The following is a 16,639-nucleotide window of genomic DNA, read 5'->3' as shown; positions in this document are numbered from 1 at the left end:
AGGGACAAAATCGAAAATACGTTATATTGCGTATCTGTACGCAGGATAAAAGCATGGTCAAAATCGGCAAATTTTGGCAAAGTGCAATGAGAGATTTATTGTCCACATTTTGTTGGAATTCGCTGCATGCCAAAATCATCCACACCACCTTCTGCACCACAACGGGTAATTCCAACACGCCGTGAGTACAACATTTGGGTGGCGGATGAGAGTATTGAAGATTTTGCCTTGCGCTACGCACCGCGCTCGGTGCGGAAATGGTCGCCGTGGATGGTGACCAATACCGCCATGTCGACGGTGAGCTTTCTGGCGATGGAAGCGATTGGTGCAACCATGCTGTGGCAATATGGTTTTAGCAATGCGTTGATGGCAGCCATTGTGGTGTGTAGCCTGATTTTTCTGACCAGTTGGCCGATCAGCTACTATGCTGCCAAGTACAATGTGGATGTGGATTTACTGACGCGTGGTGCAGGTTTTGGCTATATCGGTTCGACCATTACTTCGGTGATTTATGCCAGTTTCACCTTTATTTTGCTGGCGTTTGAAGCGGCGATTATGGCAATGGCATTGGAGCTGGCGCTGCATATTCCGCAGAGTGTCGGCTATCTGATTTCAGCTCTGATCATTTTGCCTTTGGTGGTCAAAGGTGTGGGTTTTATCAATAAAGTTCAGGCGATTACTCAACCGATCTGGCTGATCTTACTGCTGCTACCGTGGATTTTTGTATGGTGGAAACAGCCGCAACTGCTTGAGCAAAGTATGCAGTTTGTTGGCGTTACTTCGCATTCGACCGCGTTTAATCTGACGTATTTTGGTGCTGCCTGTACCTTGCTGTTTGTGTTTGTGATTCAGATTGGCGAGCAGGCTGACTATTTGCGCTTTTTACCACCGCGTGAGCAGCATCCGCGCTCATGGTTGCTGGCGGTATTTCTGGGTGGCCCCTCATGGATTATTTTTGGTTTTGTCAAAATCCTGATGGGCATGCTGCTGATGGTGTTGGCCTATCGCTATGCCGTGCCGCACAGTGAACTGAGCAATCCGACCTATCTGTACTGGTTCGCTTTTCAGCAAGGGATTTCCTCGGCAGACGTTGCGCTCTGGCTGACGGTGCTACTGGTGTGTCTGGCACAAATCAAGATCAACATGACCAATGCCTATGCAGGCTCACTGGCATGGTCAAATTTCTTTGCGCGTTTAACCCATAGTCACCCTGGGCGGATAGTCTGGCTGATTTTCAATATCCTGATTGCGATCATGTTGATGGAAATGGGCATCAGCCATGCGGTTGAGCAGATTTTGGGGCTGTACAGCAATATTGCACTTGCATGGATGGGGGCGGTGGTCGCAGACCTAATCATCTGTAAACCGCTGGGTTTAAGTCCGAAAGGCATTGAGTTTCGCCGTGCCTATCTGTATGACATTAACCCTGTTGGAGTTGGTGCATTACTGCTGGCATCTTTGCTGTCGATGCTGAGTTATCTGGGGTTTTTCGGAGAACTGGCAAAAGGCTTAGCCAGTTTTATTGCACTGGGTACTGCGATGCTGAGTGTGCCGATGATTGCCTATCTGACTAAAGGTAAATATTACCTTGCCCGCCAGCCTGAACCTTTAGCTATGACTTCAGTAGCGACTTGTGTGGTGTGTCAGCGCGAGTATGAAGTGGCGGATATGGCGAGTTGCCCTGCCTACAGTGCAGAAATTTGTTCCTTGTGCTGTTCACTGGAGGCTCGTTGCCATGACCGTTGTAAACCGCATGCACGCTGGTCGGAGCAATGGAAAAATTTCCTGATTCGCTATCTACCGCATTCATGGGCGCAACGTCTCAATACGCGCCTAAGCCTGTATTTACTGGTGATGCTGAGTTTGGCACTAGCACTCGCGGTGTGTCTGAGCTTGGTGTATTTGCAGGAAAAAAGCAGCTTAGATGCCATCCATGCAGTCGGGCAGCAGCAACTGTTTGCTCTATTTGTGAAAATTTACTGCATCCTATTTTTGCTGATCAGTGTGGCAGCATGGTGGCTGGTGTTGAATGATGAAAGCCGCCGCAATGCCGAGCAGGAAAGTGAGCAGCAAAATAGCCTGTTACTGGAAGAAATTGCCGCGCATGAAGTGACTTCGCAGCATTTGCAGGATGCGCGGATTCAGGCGGAAAAAGCCAATGAAGCCAAAAGCCGTTATGTGATTGGCATTAGCCATGAGCTGCGCACGCCGCTGAACAGTATTTTGGGTTATAGCCAGTTGCTGCAAAAGCAGGAACATTTCTCGGAACAAGGCGAAAAAGCACTGGGAGTGATTAGCCGTAGCGGGCAGCATTTGACCTCATTGATTGATGGTTTGCTGGATTTGGCACGCATTGAAACAGGCAAGATTTCTCTGAATATGGTGGATATCCATTTCCCTGATTTTATTCAGCAAATTGTGCAAATGTTTCAGCCACAGATTGAGCAGAAGCATCTCAAATTTGTCTGTCAAATCAGTGAACATTTGCCGCAATATGTGCGTAGCGACAAAAAACGTTTGGAACAGGTACTGATCAATGTGTTGGGCAATGCGCTGAAATTTACCCGTAAAGGTGAAATCCGTTTGCAGGTCGATTACCGTTTTCAGACTGCCTATTTTACGGTTCAGGACACAGGCTGTGGCATTGCCGAAGAAGATTTGCAGCGGATTTTTAACCCGTTTGAGCGTGGACGAAATGTAGTGCAGGGTGGTTTTTTAGGGACAGGGCTAGGGCTACCGATTGTTAAATTACTGGTGGATTTGCTTGGTGGACAACTCACGGTGAGTAGTGAGTTGAATCGAGGCACGAGCTTTCATATCAAACTGTATTTACCCTCCAAAGATTTGGTGCATCCGATTCGTAACCTGCATAGTAATCAGATCGTCGGTTATGTCGGTGAGCGCAAACGGATTTTGGTGGTGGACAATGAAGCGGTGGATCGTGGTCTGGTCGCCAACTTTTTGCGTCCGCTGGGTTTTGAGTTACAAGAAGCCGAATCGGGGATTGACTGCCTGCGCCAAGTGCCGATGTTTCAGCCCGACCTGATTCTCATGGATTTGACCATGCCGTTGATGGGTGGCTGGGAAACCGCACGGTTGCTGCGCCAAAACCACATTACCAATGTGCCGATCGTGATTATTTCCGCTGATGCCAATGAGCGTGCTGTCAATCCGCAAGATGCTGTACTGACAGAAGATTTTTTACTTAAACCGATTGATCTGAATTTACTGCTCAGCAAAATTGGCGACAAACTGGATTTAACATGGCTAAATGCCGAGCAGCAAGCCCAGCAGCCCAATTTACAACATCAGGCAGAATCAACTCAGTCTCCAACAACATTAGACACGGTAAAAGCTGCTGAAATACAAACAGCGACTTCGGTACAGAGTTTGCCGCAAGCCTTGGATCATTTACAGGAGGTACTGAGTCAGGGCTATATTCGCGGGGTGCAGCAGGCACTACAGCAGTATCAGCAGGATTTTCCCGAACAGCAAAAATTATGGTTGCAGTTGGCACAATCTGTGCAAAAATTTGACCTGAAAATGGCCAAACAGCAGCTTCAGGACTTTAGCATTGATGAATAATCATGATGCGGTGATTTTAATTGTGGATGATGTGCCCGAAAACTTGGGGCTTTTACATGAAAGTCTTGATCAGGCAGGCTATCGGGTGTTGGTCACCACCGATGGTTTAAGTGCGATTGAAATTGCGCATCGCTGTCAGCCCGACATGATTTTACTCGATGGCAACATGCCACATATGGATGGTTTTGAAAGCTGTCTGCAACTCAAAGCCAGTCCAATTACCCAGCTCATTCCCGTGATTTTTATGACGGGGCTTTCGGAAACCGAGCATATTGTGCGTGGTTTTCAGGTCGGGGGCGTGGACTATGTCACCAAGCCGTTAAATATCGAAGAAGTGTTGGCGCGAGTCCGTACACATCTGACCCATGCCAAGTTATTGCAACAACAAAAACAGGTGATTGATGCCACCGAAACAGCAATTCTGGCACTGGATGCAGAAGGGCAAATGCTGTGGCAAACCCAAAAAGCCGAGCTGATTTTACAGGAATGCTTGTCTGATCAAGCAGGTTTTGCACAGGGGCTTAAGCACTGGTTTAGCGAACTGAGGCAGGACAAAGACCCGAAGCGTTTGATGAGCTGTACTTATGCAGCGCCAACCCAAAATCTACAGCTTTTGTTGCTGACGCTGTGGCAAGCCGAGCGCAGCAATCAAAACTATCTGGTACAGATTAAACTGGCAACAGCGAATTTAAGTGTGACGGATATTCTGAAATTTTGCCCGCAACTGACCCAGCGTGAAGCCGAAGTCATGCACTGGTTGATTTTGGGAAAAACCAATAAGGATATTGCGGAAATTTTGGCGCTCAGCCCACGCACTGTGAATAAGCATCTGGAACATGTCTTTGCCAAACTGGCGGTTGAAAACCGTACTGCGGCAGTGGCGTATTTGCATAGTCTGGTTCAGGATAAGGGGTAAATGAACAAGAATTTCTGCTGCTTGAATCTAACGAATTGATTCAAATAGTTTTTAAAAATCTGATAGTTTAAATATTTCAAAATGGTATCTTATTTTTTTTAAATCAGATGCTTGAAGCTCATCCGTTCTTTTGTTTTGCCAAAAGAACCAAAAACATTTGCCATTCGCAAAACTCGGCAAATTTCTACACTTTATTGATAAATCGCAAAAACACGATCTTTTCAAAGTATGGTTGCCTCGAACAGTTGCGAATGGCACTTCCATGAATCCAATTTAATCTAAGTAAATTTTGGATAAATGAATTTTTGAATATTAAGGACGCAGCAAGACTTTCCCTTGTTTCCCTGAACTTAGACTACGTTTCACCGCTTGCCCAATTTCGGCAAAAGGAAAAATCGCTTCAACAGGCAGTTTCAGTTCTTGGCTGATAAGACGCTGCATGAGTTCGCTAATCAGGCGTTTTTTATCTGCCACGCTCATGTTTTGGCTGACTTTACTGCCCCAAAAACCTTTCACGGTGGCTTGTTTAAAAATCAGATCACCCGAAGCAATTTGCATTGGCTCGCCGAGCTGAGTACCAAAAGATACTAGCGTGCCATTTTCCCCAAGCAAACTGAGTAGGTCTGCGCTGGCCTGTCCACCAATCGAATCCACCGCAGCACGAATCGGCGCACCCGCCACAAGCTGCTCGACTTGCTGTTGCCAGCCACTTTGCGCTGTGGAAACCACATGCTGAATGCCCAAAGCCTGTAACTCAGCCACGGCTTCATCACGACGTACAAGATTAATGCTATGCACGCCACGCGACTGTGCCAGCATCGCGAGTGTTTTGCCGACTGTACCATTGGCGGTATTTTGAATGATCCAGTCTCCCGCATTGACCTGTAAAAATTCCAGCAACATCAGGGCACTGAGCGGCATGGCGATCAACTGTGCCGCGACTTCATCGGGAATTGCATCGGGCAGTGGAATCACCATACGGCTTGGGGCAATAAAATATTCTGCCCATGTACCATGTACGGAAGCCACTGCAACACGTTGACCCACCTGCAAATGCTCAACCTCTGCACCCACAGCATCAATAATTCCGACGGCTTCACTGCCGCCAATCGCAGGGAAGCTTGGCTTGTAACCATAGCGTCCGCGTACCGTCCACAAATCATGATGATGAATCGGTGCAAGCAGGGTACGAATGCGTACCTGATCAGCCTGTAATTCAGGTACAGGTTGTTCAGCCAGATGCAAAACCTCTTCAGGTTCGCCAAAGCGCTCATGAATTAAACTTTGCATGAAATTACTCCTGAGTTGGGTTCAGCATATTTTGTAATTGTTGATACGCTGCGGCATAAGGTGCACGTAAACGTAAATTGGATTCGCCTTTCGGACTTTGCACCACAATCGGTTTGGCATGGCTAAAGCGTCTGAAACCATGCACGCCGTGGTATGCGCCAATGCCTGATGCCCCGACACCGCCAAACGGCAAGGTTTCAATTACTACATGGGTCATCACATCATTCACCACCAACGCACCCGAGGTGGTTTGTTCAGCAAAATACTGCTGTGCTGCGGCATCTTCCGAGAAGTAATAAGCCGCCAACGGGCGTGGATGCGCATTGATATAGTCAATTGCTTGCTGTTCTTGCTGATAGGTTTTGATCGGTAATATTGGCCCAAAAATTTCTTCCTGCATCACCAGCATGTCATCGCTGACATTCAACACCAAGGTAGGCACAATTTTACGGCTGACATCATCGTGTGTTGTTTCTTGCGTATGTGCAGTCAGCGGAATTAAGGTTGCGCCTTTGGCTTGGGCATCCTCTAACACATGCAATAAACGCTGATAATGCCGCGAGTTAATAATCGCGGTGTAATCAGGATTGTCTTGGAAATGGCTAAAGCTTTCTGCCATAAATTGCTGTGCAATCGCCACAAAATCCTGCTGTTGCTGTTCAGGCAACAACACATAATCAGGTGAAATACAGATTTGCCCAGTATTGAAGGTTTTCACCGTTAAAATGCGTTGCACAGCCTGTTCAAGTTTGGCATCAGGTGCAATTACCACAGGTGACTTGCCGCCAAGTTCCAACGTCACAGGTACAAGATTTTCTGCGGCAGCGCGCATCACATGCCGCCCGACCTGTGTACTGCCTGTAAATACCAAATGATCAAAAGGCAGGGCACTAAATGCTGCGCCCATCTCGGCATCTCCTGTAACGACACCGAGTTCCAAAGCATCGAAATATTGAGGAACCAGTTCTGCCAACAGTTCTGCTGTTTTAGGCGTCAGTTCAGAGGGTTTGATTAAGGCGCGGTTGCCTGCGGCAAATACACCTGCCAGTGGGCTAAAGGCAAGATTTAGCGGAAAATTCCATGGGCTAATAATTCCCACCACACCCAGCGGTTGTTGATGAATTTCGGTACGCATCTCGGCATATGGTGCTGCGACAATTTCAGGCTGCATCCACACAGCCAGTTGTTCTTGGGCATAACTCAACGCAGCAACAGAAGCCAAAATGTCTGACACCAAACTTTGGTAGGCACTGCGATGCCCGAAATCTGCCGAAATCGCAGCAATGAGTGCTTCACGATTTTCAATCAGTAATTTTTTGGCACGTTCCAAACGGTCATGACGCAGTTCCAGACTGGCAGGTGCAGCTTGAGTATGCGCTTGGCGCATGGCTGCCAAGCGTTGCTGTAAAGTTGTAATATCCATTTGAAGCGCTTAAGCTGCGGGGTTCAGCAAAGCGAGAAGCTGTTCTGCGACGGCTTCCGAGCTGGCAGGGTTTTGTCCTGTCACCAAATGTCCTTCGGTAACAATGAAAGACTGCCAGTCTGCACCTTTTTGATAATGTGCACCTTGTGCTGTAAATTCATCTTCAATTAAAAATGGCACAACCTCAGTCAGCCCAACCGCAGCTTCTTCACTGTTGGAAAAGCCTGTAACCTTTTTACCTGCCACGAAAGATTCACCTGCTGCAGTTTTGACATGTTTCAGTACCGCAGGGGCATGGCAGACCAAGCCCATCGGTTTGCCTGCACGGTCAAAATATTCAAGTAGCGCAATTGAAGCGGCATTTTCAGTCAGATCCCAAAGTGGGCCGTGACCCCCTGGATACATCACCGCATCAAAGTCAGTGACATCAACCTCAGCAAGGGCATGGGTGTTTGCCAATAGCGCTTGAGCTTCAGCATCTTGCTCAAAACGACGGGTTGAATCCGTCTGGAAATCAGGTTCGTTACTTTTAGGATCAAGTGGTGGTTGTCCACCTTGAGGTGAGGCTAATGTGATTTCTACTCCCGCATCTTTAAACACATAATACGGTGCAGTAAATTCCTCTAGCCAAAAACCAGTTTTATGACCTGTGTTGCCTAAGCGGTCATGGGAAGTTAGTACCATTAAAATTTTCATCATATTCTCCAAAATGCCTTAAGCGCTCGCTTGACCGAGCATAAATTCTGTTGCCCGCAGTGCATCGTGCATCGGGTCTTTGCTTTGACTGAGTTTGCCGAGCAGGGCAGCACCGAGCCACATCTGATACAGCACTTGTGCGGTGGCAGCAGGGTTACTGCACAACTGCATCGAACCTTCATCGACACCACGTTGTAGTAATTCACTCAGGCGAGCTAACAGGGTTTGCACACCTTGATGCATGATTTGACGCATATCTTCCGATAAATCAGCCACTTCAGCAGCGAGTTTGACAATCAGGCAGCTTTCCGCCCAACCTGTGTCGGGTTGTTCTGGGTCTTGAATCCACGCCTGAAAATAGCTCAGTAACTGCTCACGTGCAGACTGTTCAGTTTCGCTCCATAGAGCAGAGAGGCGTTGCCCATAGTTGCTGATGTAGTGTTGCAACAGCTCGCAACCAAACACTTCTTTAGAGGCAAAGTAGTGATAGAACGAACCTTTGGGAACACCACTGGTTTTTAAAATTTCCTGCAAACCGACACCGACAAAGCCTTTGTGCAGCACCAGCTCAAAGCCTGTATCTAAAATATGCTGTCGAGTTTGTTCTGCTTTCTTGCTGAGTGTCATCGGGTTACCTATTTTAAAATAGACCAGTCGTCTATTAATTAGATTACAGCAAATTATTTTCTTGTCAATTGGGGCAAATAGGGGAACAGATATAGTTAAAAATGATGGAAATAGTTATAAATTCAAAAGCTTTAACAAAAATAGAGAAAGGAGCAACATAAGATTTTTTACAAAAGGCTACAATTGTGGGGCGGATTCGTGAAGTGCCACAGTTTTACCATCCGAACAATTCGTGTTTAGCTCGCAATGTACTTTGTTTTCAATCCAAGAAGGCAACAATCTAATACATGGTATGAAGTAGAAAAATTTTTTAAATTAATGATATTTTGAATAATTTTGTTAAATTCCTGAGAGATTAGGCTGCGAATTTCGCACTGATTTTTCGTTAACTGGCAGTGTCAGTTTCGATATAACCTGTTTGGCATTTTTCTTGTATAGAGGTCTTTGTTAAACTAGATCTTTAGATTTTTCTCTCTGCGCATATGTCGGCACTTTCGCATTATTTACAACAGCAACAGTTTTGTCTGGTTCTTGAACAGATCGTGTCTAAGCGTGCAGAATTACTGCCGATTTCGACTTTGGCAGGCTTACCCTGTGTCATGGCATTTGCGGATCGTGTGCATGCCGATGATGACCCATCACCCATTGCTTTGGCTCAGAGTGTCAGTACTGATCAAGCCAAGCTGCTGCATTTCTCGGGTAAAGCGCGTGATGTTAAAGATTTACAGCAGTTTATCGAGCAAGCCAAACAGCAAAATATGCATGATGTGTTGTTACTCACAGGCGATAAGCTCAAACAGCATAATTTTGGCAAGCAAAACTCTCTGCAACGTACACGCTATTTAGAGTCAGTCAGTGCGTTAATGTGGGTCAAAGCCCATGCGCCTGATATGTACTGTGGTGTGGCGTTCAATCCATTTAAATATACTGAAAGTGAAGAACAAGCCCAGTATCTCAAATTTGAAAAAAAGCAGCGTGCGTGCGCAGATTTTGTGATTACCCAGTTGGGTTATGATCTAAATAAAATTTTGAAATTTAAACAGTTTGTGGATGCAAGTATCCAGCCTTTCCCTGTGTTGGCATGTGTGATGCCATTGACCTATCGCCGTGCCAAATTCATGGTCAAGCAACAGGTGGCAGGCATTGAAATTAGCCCGCATTTATTGCAACACTTGAAAGCCGAGCAGCAACAAAATGCTGCATGGGCAGAGCAACGGGTTTATGCACGTGCCGCACTGCAAATCTGGATTTACCGACACTGGGGGCTGGCAGGCATTCATGTATCAGGCTGTCAAAACCCAGAGCAACAGGCTTTGCTGGAACAGGCGTTAGCTCAGTATCAGACATGGACACTGGAGCAATGTTTGATGGAGTGGAATCATCTGTGCAAGATTGTGCGTGGTGATGAAATGCAGCCCGATTTATCGGCTGCCTATCCGCAGCAGCAACCTTCAGTCTTGAAATATCAGGTTTTACAAGTTACCCATGACTGGTTATTTGACAGTGCACTGGCGCAAAAAATCGGGCGTTTTGTGTTTCAACTGGGGTTTTGGCAGCAGGGATTGGCTGCCAAGAGTATTTTGGCTGTTGAATATGTCAGTAAACATGCTGCCGTGGGGTGTGAAAGTTGCGGGCAATGCCGTTTGGCTGAAACCCTGTATATTTGCCCTGAAACCTGCCCGAAAGGTTTAGCCAATGGGCCGTGTGGCGGAACGAAGCTAGATCGCTGTGAATTTGCGGATCGGGAATGTATCCATAGTCAAAAATACCGTCTGGCAAAACAGGTCAAGCAGCAGGATATTTTACGTCGTGAACTGATTCCTGCCGTGCCTGTGGAACTGCGCCAGACCAGTTCATGGGTCAACTGGTTTAACCCGAAAAGTCATTGATTTTTAATTTTTTATTTTAAAAAATCAGATCAGGATTGTTTGTAAAAAATGACTGTAAGCGAATGTAAAAAAAACGAATTATGGTATTTTTTAACAAGGTATTTGCTGGCAACATCGCACATAATGAAAAAAATGGGCTAAAAAACGGATAAAACATTGGATATTGCAGTCATTGGTAGTGGCATGGCTGGGCTTGCTACTGCAAGAATTCTCAAAGATGCAGGACATAATATTACCGTATTTGAATCGTTGCCCGGACGAGGCATGGACAGTCATACGGTCGAGTTTGATGGTGGGATTATTGATGCGCCACTGCGTGTCATGAATCCATATTTATGGAAAAATACCTTAAGTCTTGCAACTTACTTAGGTATTAAAACCTTTCCAGTGCGTACCTATATGGCATGTAGCTGGTTGTTTGAAGACAAAACCGAAACGTGGCTGACAACTTCGCGTGCACCGATTGGGAATTTCCCGATCATCAATAACCGTAAAGGCTTACAACAATACGGTGTGCGTTTGGTTAAAGGCATGCTCCAGCTGAAAACTGCAATTCACCGTTTCTTTAAATCGAAAAATCAGAATATTACCCTGACTGAATTTATTAATAAAAACGATATCGAAGAAGTGTTCTGGCATGGCGCAGTGATGCCAGTGCTATATACCATTTGTACCTGTAACCCGAAAACCATTGGCGAATGGCCAGCAAAACCATTACTGGTATTTTTAAGTCAGTTGACCAGTGGTGTTGAATTGTTGCGTTTGCAAGGTGGTACACCTGCTTTTGTGGGTAAGCTGATTGAAGGCATTACCATTCATAGCGGTGCTGCGGTGACTAAAGTTGAGCTCAAAGACGATAAAGTCTTTGTTGAAAATCAGGCAGGTACACAGCAATTATTTGACCGCGTGATTGTAGCAACCCCAACCAATAAAATTGAAGATTTCCTCAATCCAGAACAGTTTGCTGAAGATTTACAGCTTTTAAAACAGTTCCGTTTTGAAGAAGGCGATTTAGTGATTCATACCGATGCAACTGTGATGCCACCACGTCGTAAAGACTGGGCAGTACTCAGCTACATGATGGATCGACATTTTACCCGTCAGCAATTTACGGTTTGGATGAACGCGATTGAACCGACTTTGGTGGGTAAAAACCCTGTGTTCCAGACATGGCGTCCTGTGACACCGATTGACCCGAAAAAAGTCATTTCTACAGTGAAACTTACTCGCGCAGTGGTAAATTCTCAAACTGTAGAGCTTAGTCAGGAATTACAGCGCCGCCAAAAAGCGTCAGATCGTAAAGTCTACTTCTGTGGTTCATGGTCATGTGATGGTTTACCAATTCTAGAATCGGCAGTAACTTCTGCGATGCAGATTGCCAAGAATCTGGGTGCGCCAATTCCATTTGTAGGATTAAAACCAAAACCAGAAGTTGCCCCAGAATTGGGTTACTAATTTGCAATTTCTGCAACGTCTACGCCAGAAACTTCCCCAGCATAAATATGCGATTAATACGCAAATGTTGGGGGACTCTGCCACACTGGCGTGGAGTAATCTGGGCTTGTGGTCTGCACAAGCCCAAACTTATGTGCAGGCATGTGAACAGCTTGCCGAGCATCTTGCACAGAGCATTCAACTCACAGCACAAGATCATCTGCTCGATTTAGGTTGTGGGCATGGTGCAAGCTTGCAATACTGGGCGCAGCATTATGCTGTGCAGCATATTGAAGCGGTGGAAATACAAACCGCCTGTATTGAAAAAATTCAGCAACAAGCTTTGGCCTGTGTGCATGCCGTGCATCAGCGCTCTTTTATGAGTTTAAATGCTGAATGTTTTGAGCAGAAATTTGATGCAATAGTTTGCCTAGATGCGCTGTATCATTATGATTTAAAAAAATTCATTGCGCAGATTCCAGCACTTTTACAATTCAAAGGGCGAATTGGTTTTCATTATTTGTTATTCAATGACAACTGGTCAAAAGCCAGTTTTCTGAGTAAACAGCGTGATCAGTACCTGCTAAAACTTGCCGATGTGCAACTCCAACATCTAATGTACCAAACGGAACTTGAACAAGTGTTAACACAGCATGGCTTTGAGCACATTCAAATACAGATTTTGTCTGAACCTGTATTGGGTGGTTTTGCTCAGTACGTGCAACAGGAACTTCAGTTACATGGTTTTCAGCATGATCTGAATGCTTTAAAAATTCAAATGACAGCCAAATTGTGCCAGCAATTATTTCAAGAACAACGTATTGATTATGTACAGGTTACCGCAACCCTAGCTTAATTCTGGATGATGATGACGCTATTTAGTCATCATTTTACGGGATACGTGTGAGCGATTAAAAAAATAGTGCAGAAAATGCCATGGCAATGAAAGGTGATCTAGCCAAGAGCAAAAGGAAAGCTTCTATAACTCTCAGTTGAATCACAGTAAACTTTAGCTCTCAAGCAACAATAATGCAAAGTGCCAACACAAATCTTTGAGGCAGTATCGCCGTGATTGGATTTGATCCATTGGGTGGAATGTTAAATGCTTCCAGCCGAATCACAACTTAATAACTGATTTTAATTGCATAAAAAAGCCCCAAGTAAAAACTTGAGGCTTTTTGAATTTGATGGTGCCGACACACGGATTCGAACTGTGGACCTACTGATTACAAGTCAGTTGCTCTACCAACTGAGCTATGTCGGCAACGTGGCGAGAATTTTACTGGATTTGGGTAAAAGGTCAAGCCAAAAAATGAACAATTGATTGATATGAAAAAAATAAAGAGGGCATAAGCCCTCTTTATTGGATTTTAAAATCTTAGAATGCGTAACGCAGACCTAGAGTCACATCATGAGCATCAACTTTTACTTTATTTTCTACTTCGACAGTGTCAGAAGTGCTTTTGTTAATATAGTGAAGTCTGTTGGTAACATTACCACCATTGAGATAGCGGTAACCTAGATCTAAATGAAGTTTAGGGCAGATTTCATACGCAAACCCAGCCCCAACGCCCAATGCGATATGTGATTTTGTGTTTGAACCGATACCATCTTCAATAATTGCTGTGCTACTAGTAAGCACAGCACCTGTCTTTAATTTAGTATGTGCTAAACCAACACCTGCTGAAAGGTATGGTGTAAAACGCGAATGGTTTGTAAAGTCATAATAACCGTTGAGCATATAGCTTTGTAAGGTCAGGTCATGCTTATAGTTAATGTTATCAATATTCAAGCTGCCTAGAGATAGAACAGGTGAACCAGACGCAGACGAGTGAAGTGCAGCTTTATCATGATAGGCATATTCTACTTCTAAACGTACTGGTACGTTATATGCGGGAGCAAAATTAACACCGTAAGCAATGTTACCAGTGAAAACTGTTTTGCTATCATCACTTAATTTGACAGAGCTGGTTTCACTTTTAGAGGTTGCAAGGGTCTTATAAGTAAAAGAAGATTTATTATCGTAGTTAGAAACTGAACTTACGCCAAATTTAGCTGAAACATAAGCAGATTCAGCAAGCGTCACGGCATGGCTAGAAACGTTAGCAGCAAAACAAGAGAGTGCGATGACTGATAATGTAAGTTTTTTCATTGTTAACCTTTAGTTAGTTTCAGTTGTTATTAATTTTGAATCTGTATTTTACAAAAAATATACATTTTATCAATGAAAAATTCATTTTTTATTTTTTGGTCAAATAAAAAGATGACATAGCGTCATCTTTTTAAAATTTTTATTAAAAATAATTGGCTTACAAACGCATTTCAATGCCTTGTGCTGCCAAGAATTGTTTGGCTTCTGGAATTGTGTGCTGGCCAAAGTGGAAAATGCTGGCAGCCAAAACAGCATCTGCGCCACCTTTTAGAATTCCGTCGGCCAAATGCTGTAAGGTGCCGACACCACCAGAAGCAATGGTTGGAATCGTCACACGGTCATTAATCGCACGCATTAAAGCAAGGTCATAACCTGCCTTAGTTCCATCGGCATCCATACTGGTAATCAGTAATTCACCTGCACCATAGTCTGCCATTTTAACCGCCCATTCAATGGCATCAATCCCTGTTGGTTTACGGCCACCATGGGTGAAAATTTCCCATTTATTCTCGCCCGTTTTTTTGGCATCAATCGCAACCACAATACATTGTGCGCCAAAACGCTGAGAAGCTTCCTGAACAAATTCAGGGCTAAATACCGCAGCAGAGTTAATGCTGACTTTATCTGCACCTGCATTCAAAAGTAAGCGGATATCTTCAACTTTACGTACGCCACCACCGACAGTGAGAGGAACAAAAACGCTTTCTGCCATACGTTCTACAGTACGATACGTGGTGTCACGTCCATGATGGGTTGCGGTAATGTCGAGAAAGGTGATTTCATCTGCACCTTGTTCGTTATAACGGCGTGCAACTTCAACAGGATCACCTGCATCACGAATATCTAAAAATTGTACGCCTTTCACTACGCGGCCATTATCAACGTCAAGGCACGGAATAATACGTTTTGCAAGCATTGTGACATCCAAATGTATCGGTCTATGGAAAGAAAGTTCCCGAGAATGGGTGACATCTTGGTAAACTATGCGCACATTCTACCAAACTTATTTTGTTTCACGCAGGTTTTCTATGTCGGTTTACACTCCTTTGAGTTTAGATGAAGTTCAGCAGTTTTCTGAGGCCTATGGATTGGAGGTGGTTGAGCTCATTCCGATTCAAGGGGGTATTCAAAACACCAACTATTTTATTGTCACCCAAGATCAGAAACAGTTTGTTTTGACCGTCTTTGAAAATGAAACAGAACAAAGTGCAGGGGAACTGGTTCCTGTCCTGCAACAGTTGGCTGCCCACGGTGTTCCTGTCGCTGCACCGCTGATTCATCATGATCGTGCTATTCATTATATTGTGGGTAAACCTGCACAAGTTGCACCACGGGTTTGGGGTGAGCATCCTGAAACGACAACCACGACACAAGTCGCTGAAATTGCTACAGCACAGGCGAAGCTGCATGTTGCACTACAAGATTTTCCACTGACGCGCAGTCATAGCCGTGACCATGTCTACTGGACAGCGATTGGGCAAAGTCTAAAAACCAACATGTCCGCAGAAGATGCTGCACTGATGGAACGGGTTTATGCGGTATTTGCCGAGTATCAGGCACAGTATCCGCAACGTCCAAAAGGCTGGGTACATTCGGATTTGTTCCGTGACAACACTTTGTTTGAAGGCGATGAATTAAAAGGAATCTTGGATTTCTTTGAACTGAATTTTGATGAATTGCTGTTTGATGTTGCGATTACGATTAATGATTTTTGTAGCCAGTTCCCGAATGTGGAGTTGGATGCAGATAAATTGCAAGCCTATTTAGATGCGTATCAGCAGATTCGCGCACTGACTGCGGATGAACAAGCCTGTTTAAATGTGTATTTGGCCATGGCAGCCTGCCGTTTCTGGTTCTTACGTTTAAATGTGGCACGTCTCAATGCCGAGCAGGGGCGTGGCGGTGATGATGTGCATTGCAAGAACCCGAATGAAATGCGTGCCATGCTACAGCAGCGCTTAAGTCTCGTGTCTGGAGAAAAATAAAAAATGCGTGATCAAGGGCGCTTAGTGGAATGGTTTGATGATCAGGGTTACGGATTTATTCAACCTGATGATTTAAGCAAAGCACGGGTCTTTTTGCATATTAAAGATTTTGCCCAGCGTGGCCCTCGACCGATCGTTGGCTGCGCTCTTGATTACGTGGTCATTGTGGATGAGCGTGGGCGTTTTCGTGCCAAGCAGGTGGTTTATCTCAAGGCGAGTCAGACAAAAAATACCCGTCAAACCAGTGAGTTGACTTCTAAACCACATGCATCATTTCACCCGATTACGATAGTTATCGGAGTGTATGCGCTGTTTTTGCTGGTGGCGATTGGACTTAGGGCTTTGCCAAGCTGGTTGCTGTTGTATAGCTTGCTGATCAATGCCTTGTGCTACTGGCAATATACTCAAGATAAAACCGCCGCACAGCAAAACCAACGTCGTGTGCCCGAGCAAACCTTACACTTACTTTCATTGCTCGGAGGATGGCCCGCGGCGTGGTTTGCACAACAAAAGTTACGTCATAAAACCCAAAAGCAACCTTTCCGTCAAATTTATTTTGCTACGATTGTGCTAAATATCATGCTGTTATGTGCATTGATTGCACTGTTGCCAAAGTTCATGCACTAGGTCGGGGAGAGAGGA

13 protein-coding genes and 1 tRNA gene are annotated in these 16,639 nt (G+C 45.0%); 7 read left to right on the top strand and 7 right to left on the bottom strand.

Annotated features, from left to right (window positions below; translation table 11 throughout):
- Window positions 1-117 precede the first annotated feature (117 nt).
- Together ACX1N5_RS03400 and ACX1N5_RS03395 are read left to right on the top strand one after the other, a co-directional pair.
- Window positions 118-3,585, top strand: a complete 3,468-nt coding sequence (locus tag ACX1N5_RS03400; protein WP_458799854.1) for a hybrid sensor histidine kinase/response regulator — start codon at window positions 118-120, stop codon at window positions 3,583-3,585.
- Window positions 3,578-4,501, top strand: coding sequence for a response regulator (locus ACX1N5_RS03395; RefSeq protein ID WP_458799521.1), 924 nt, complete (start codon window positions 3,578-3,580; stop codon window positions 4,499-4,501). The genes ACX1N5_RS03400 and ACX1N5_RS03395 overlap by 8 nt, the downstream gene beginning before the upstream one ends.
- Before the next feature lie 312 nt (window positions 4,502-4,813).
- Here ACX1N5_RS03395 and ACX1N5_RS03390 read toward each other — a convergent pair whose 3' ends face one another.
- Genes ACX1N5_RS03390 through ACX1N5_RS03375 form a run of 4 tightly spaced genes read right to left on the bottom strand, consistent with a single transcriptional unit; the run spans window position 4,814 to window position 8,537 of the window.
- On the bottom strand, window positions 4,814-5,791 hold the full coding sequence (locus ACX1N5_RS03390) for a zinc-binding dehydrogenase (protein ID WP_458799523.1): 978 nt from the start codon (window positions 5,789-5,791) through the stop codon (window positions 4,814-4,816).
- A gap of 4 nt (window positions 5,792-5,795) precedes the next feature.
- A complete protein-coding gene (locus ACX1N5_RS03385) occupies window positions 5,796-7,214 on the bottom strand; it encodes a coniferyl aldehyde dehydrogenase (RefSeq protein WP_458799525.1) in 1,419 nt (472 codons plus the stop codon).
- Window positions 7,215-7,223: 9 nt separating this feature from the next.
- The gene (locus tag ACX1N5_RS03380; protein WP_458799527.1) at window positions 7,224-7,910 is read right to left on the bottom strand and encodes a type 1 glutamine amidotransferase domain-containing protein; all 687 of its coding nucleotides are present in this window, start codon (window positions 7,908-7,910) and stop codon (window positions 7,224-7,226) included.
- Window positions 7,911-7,928: 18 nt separating this feature from the next.
- Window positions 7,929-8,537: a TetR/AcrR family transcriptional regulator gene (locus ACX1N5_RS03375; RefSeq protein ID WP_458799529.1), complete on the bottom strand. Its 609-nt coding sequence runs from the start codon at window positions 8,535-8,537 to the stop codon at window positions 7,929-7,931.
- A 482-nt stretch (window positions 8,538-9,019) separates the two neighbouring features.
- Between ACX1N5_RS03375 and ACX1N5_RS03370 the strand changes: the two genes are divergently transcribed.
- From ACX1N5_RS03370 to ACX1N5_RS03360, 3 genes are all read left to right on the top strand, one after another.
- Window positions 9,020-10,426, top strand: coding sequence for a methylenetetrahydrofolate reductase C-terminal domain-containing protein (locus ACX1N5_RS03370; RefSeq protein WP_458799531.1), 1,407 nt, complete (start codon window positions 9,020-9,022; stop codon window positions 10,424-10,426).
- Between the two features lie 156 nt (window positions 10,427-10,582).
- Window positions 10,583-11,881: an FAD-dependent oxidoreductase gene (locus tag ACX1N5_RS03365; RefSeq protein ID WP_116726629.1), complete on the top strand. Its 1,299-nt coding sequence runs from the start codon at window positions 10,583-10,585 to the stop codon at window positions 11,879-11,881.
- A gap of 64 nt (window positions 11,882-11,945) precedes the next feature.
- Window positions 11,946-12,716, top strand: coding sequence for an SAM-dependent methyltransferase (locus ACX1N5_RS03360; RefSeq protein WP_458799855.1), 771 nt, complete (start codon window positions 11,946-11,948; stop codon window positions 12,714-12,716).
- Between the two features lie 332 nt (window positions 12,717-13,048).
- Here the strand turns inward: ACX1N5_RS03360 and ACX1N5_RS03355 are convergent.
- From ACX1N5_RS03355 to hisF, 3 genes are all read right to left on the bottom strand, one after another.
- A tRNA-Thr gene (locus tag ACX1N5_RS03355) sits at window positions 13,049-13,124 on the bottom strand.
- A 114-nt stretch (window positions 13,125-13,238) separates the two neighbouring features.
- Window positions 13,239-14,012 carry an outer membrane protein gene (locus tag ACX1N5_RS03350; protein WP_458799533.1) on the bottom strand — a complete coding sequence of 258 codons (774 nt, stop codon included), beginning with the start codon at window positions 14,010-14,012 and terminating at the stop codon, window positions 13,239-13,241.
- A 157-nt stretch (window positions 14,013-14,169) separates the two neighbouring features.
- Window positions 14,170-14,928 carry an imidazole glycerol phosphate synthase subunit HisF gene (gene hisF / locus ACX1N5_RS03345; protein WP_458799535.1) on the bottom strand — a complete coding sequence of 253 codons (759 nt, stop codon included), beginning with the start codon at window positions 14,926-14,928 and terminating at the stop codon, window positions 14,170-14,172.
- Window positions 14,929-15,040: 112 nt separating this feature from the next.
- Between hisF and ACX1N5_RS03340 the strand changes: the two genes are divergently transcribed.
- Both ACX1N5_RS03340 and ACX1N5_RS03335 read left to right on the top strand, forming a co-directional pair.
- Window positions 15,041-15,997, top strand: a complete 957-nt coding sequence (locus tag ACX1N5_RS03340; protein WP_458799537.1) for a homoserine kinase — start codon at window positions 15,041-15,043, stop codon at window positions 15,995-15,997.
- Between the two features lie 3 nt (window positions 15,998-16,000).
- On the top strand, window positions 16,001-16,624 hold the full coding sequence (locus ACX1N5_RS03335; RefSeq protein WP_458799539.1) for a DUF1294 domain-containing protein: 624 nt from the start codon (window positions 16,001-16,003) through the stop codon (window positions 16,622-16,624).
- The last annotated feature ends 15 nt before the right edge of the window (window positions 16,625-16,639 follow it).

The sequence above is a fragment of the Acinetobacter sp. ANC 4636 genome (genome assembly GCF_054454555.1).
This window is presented reverse-complemented; position numbering and strand designations above follow the sequence as displayed.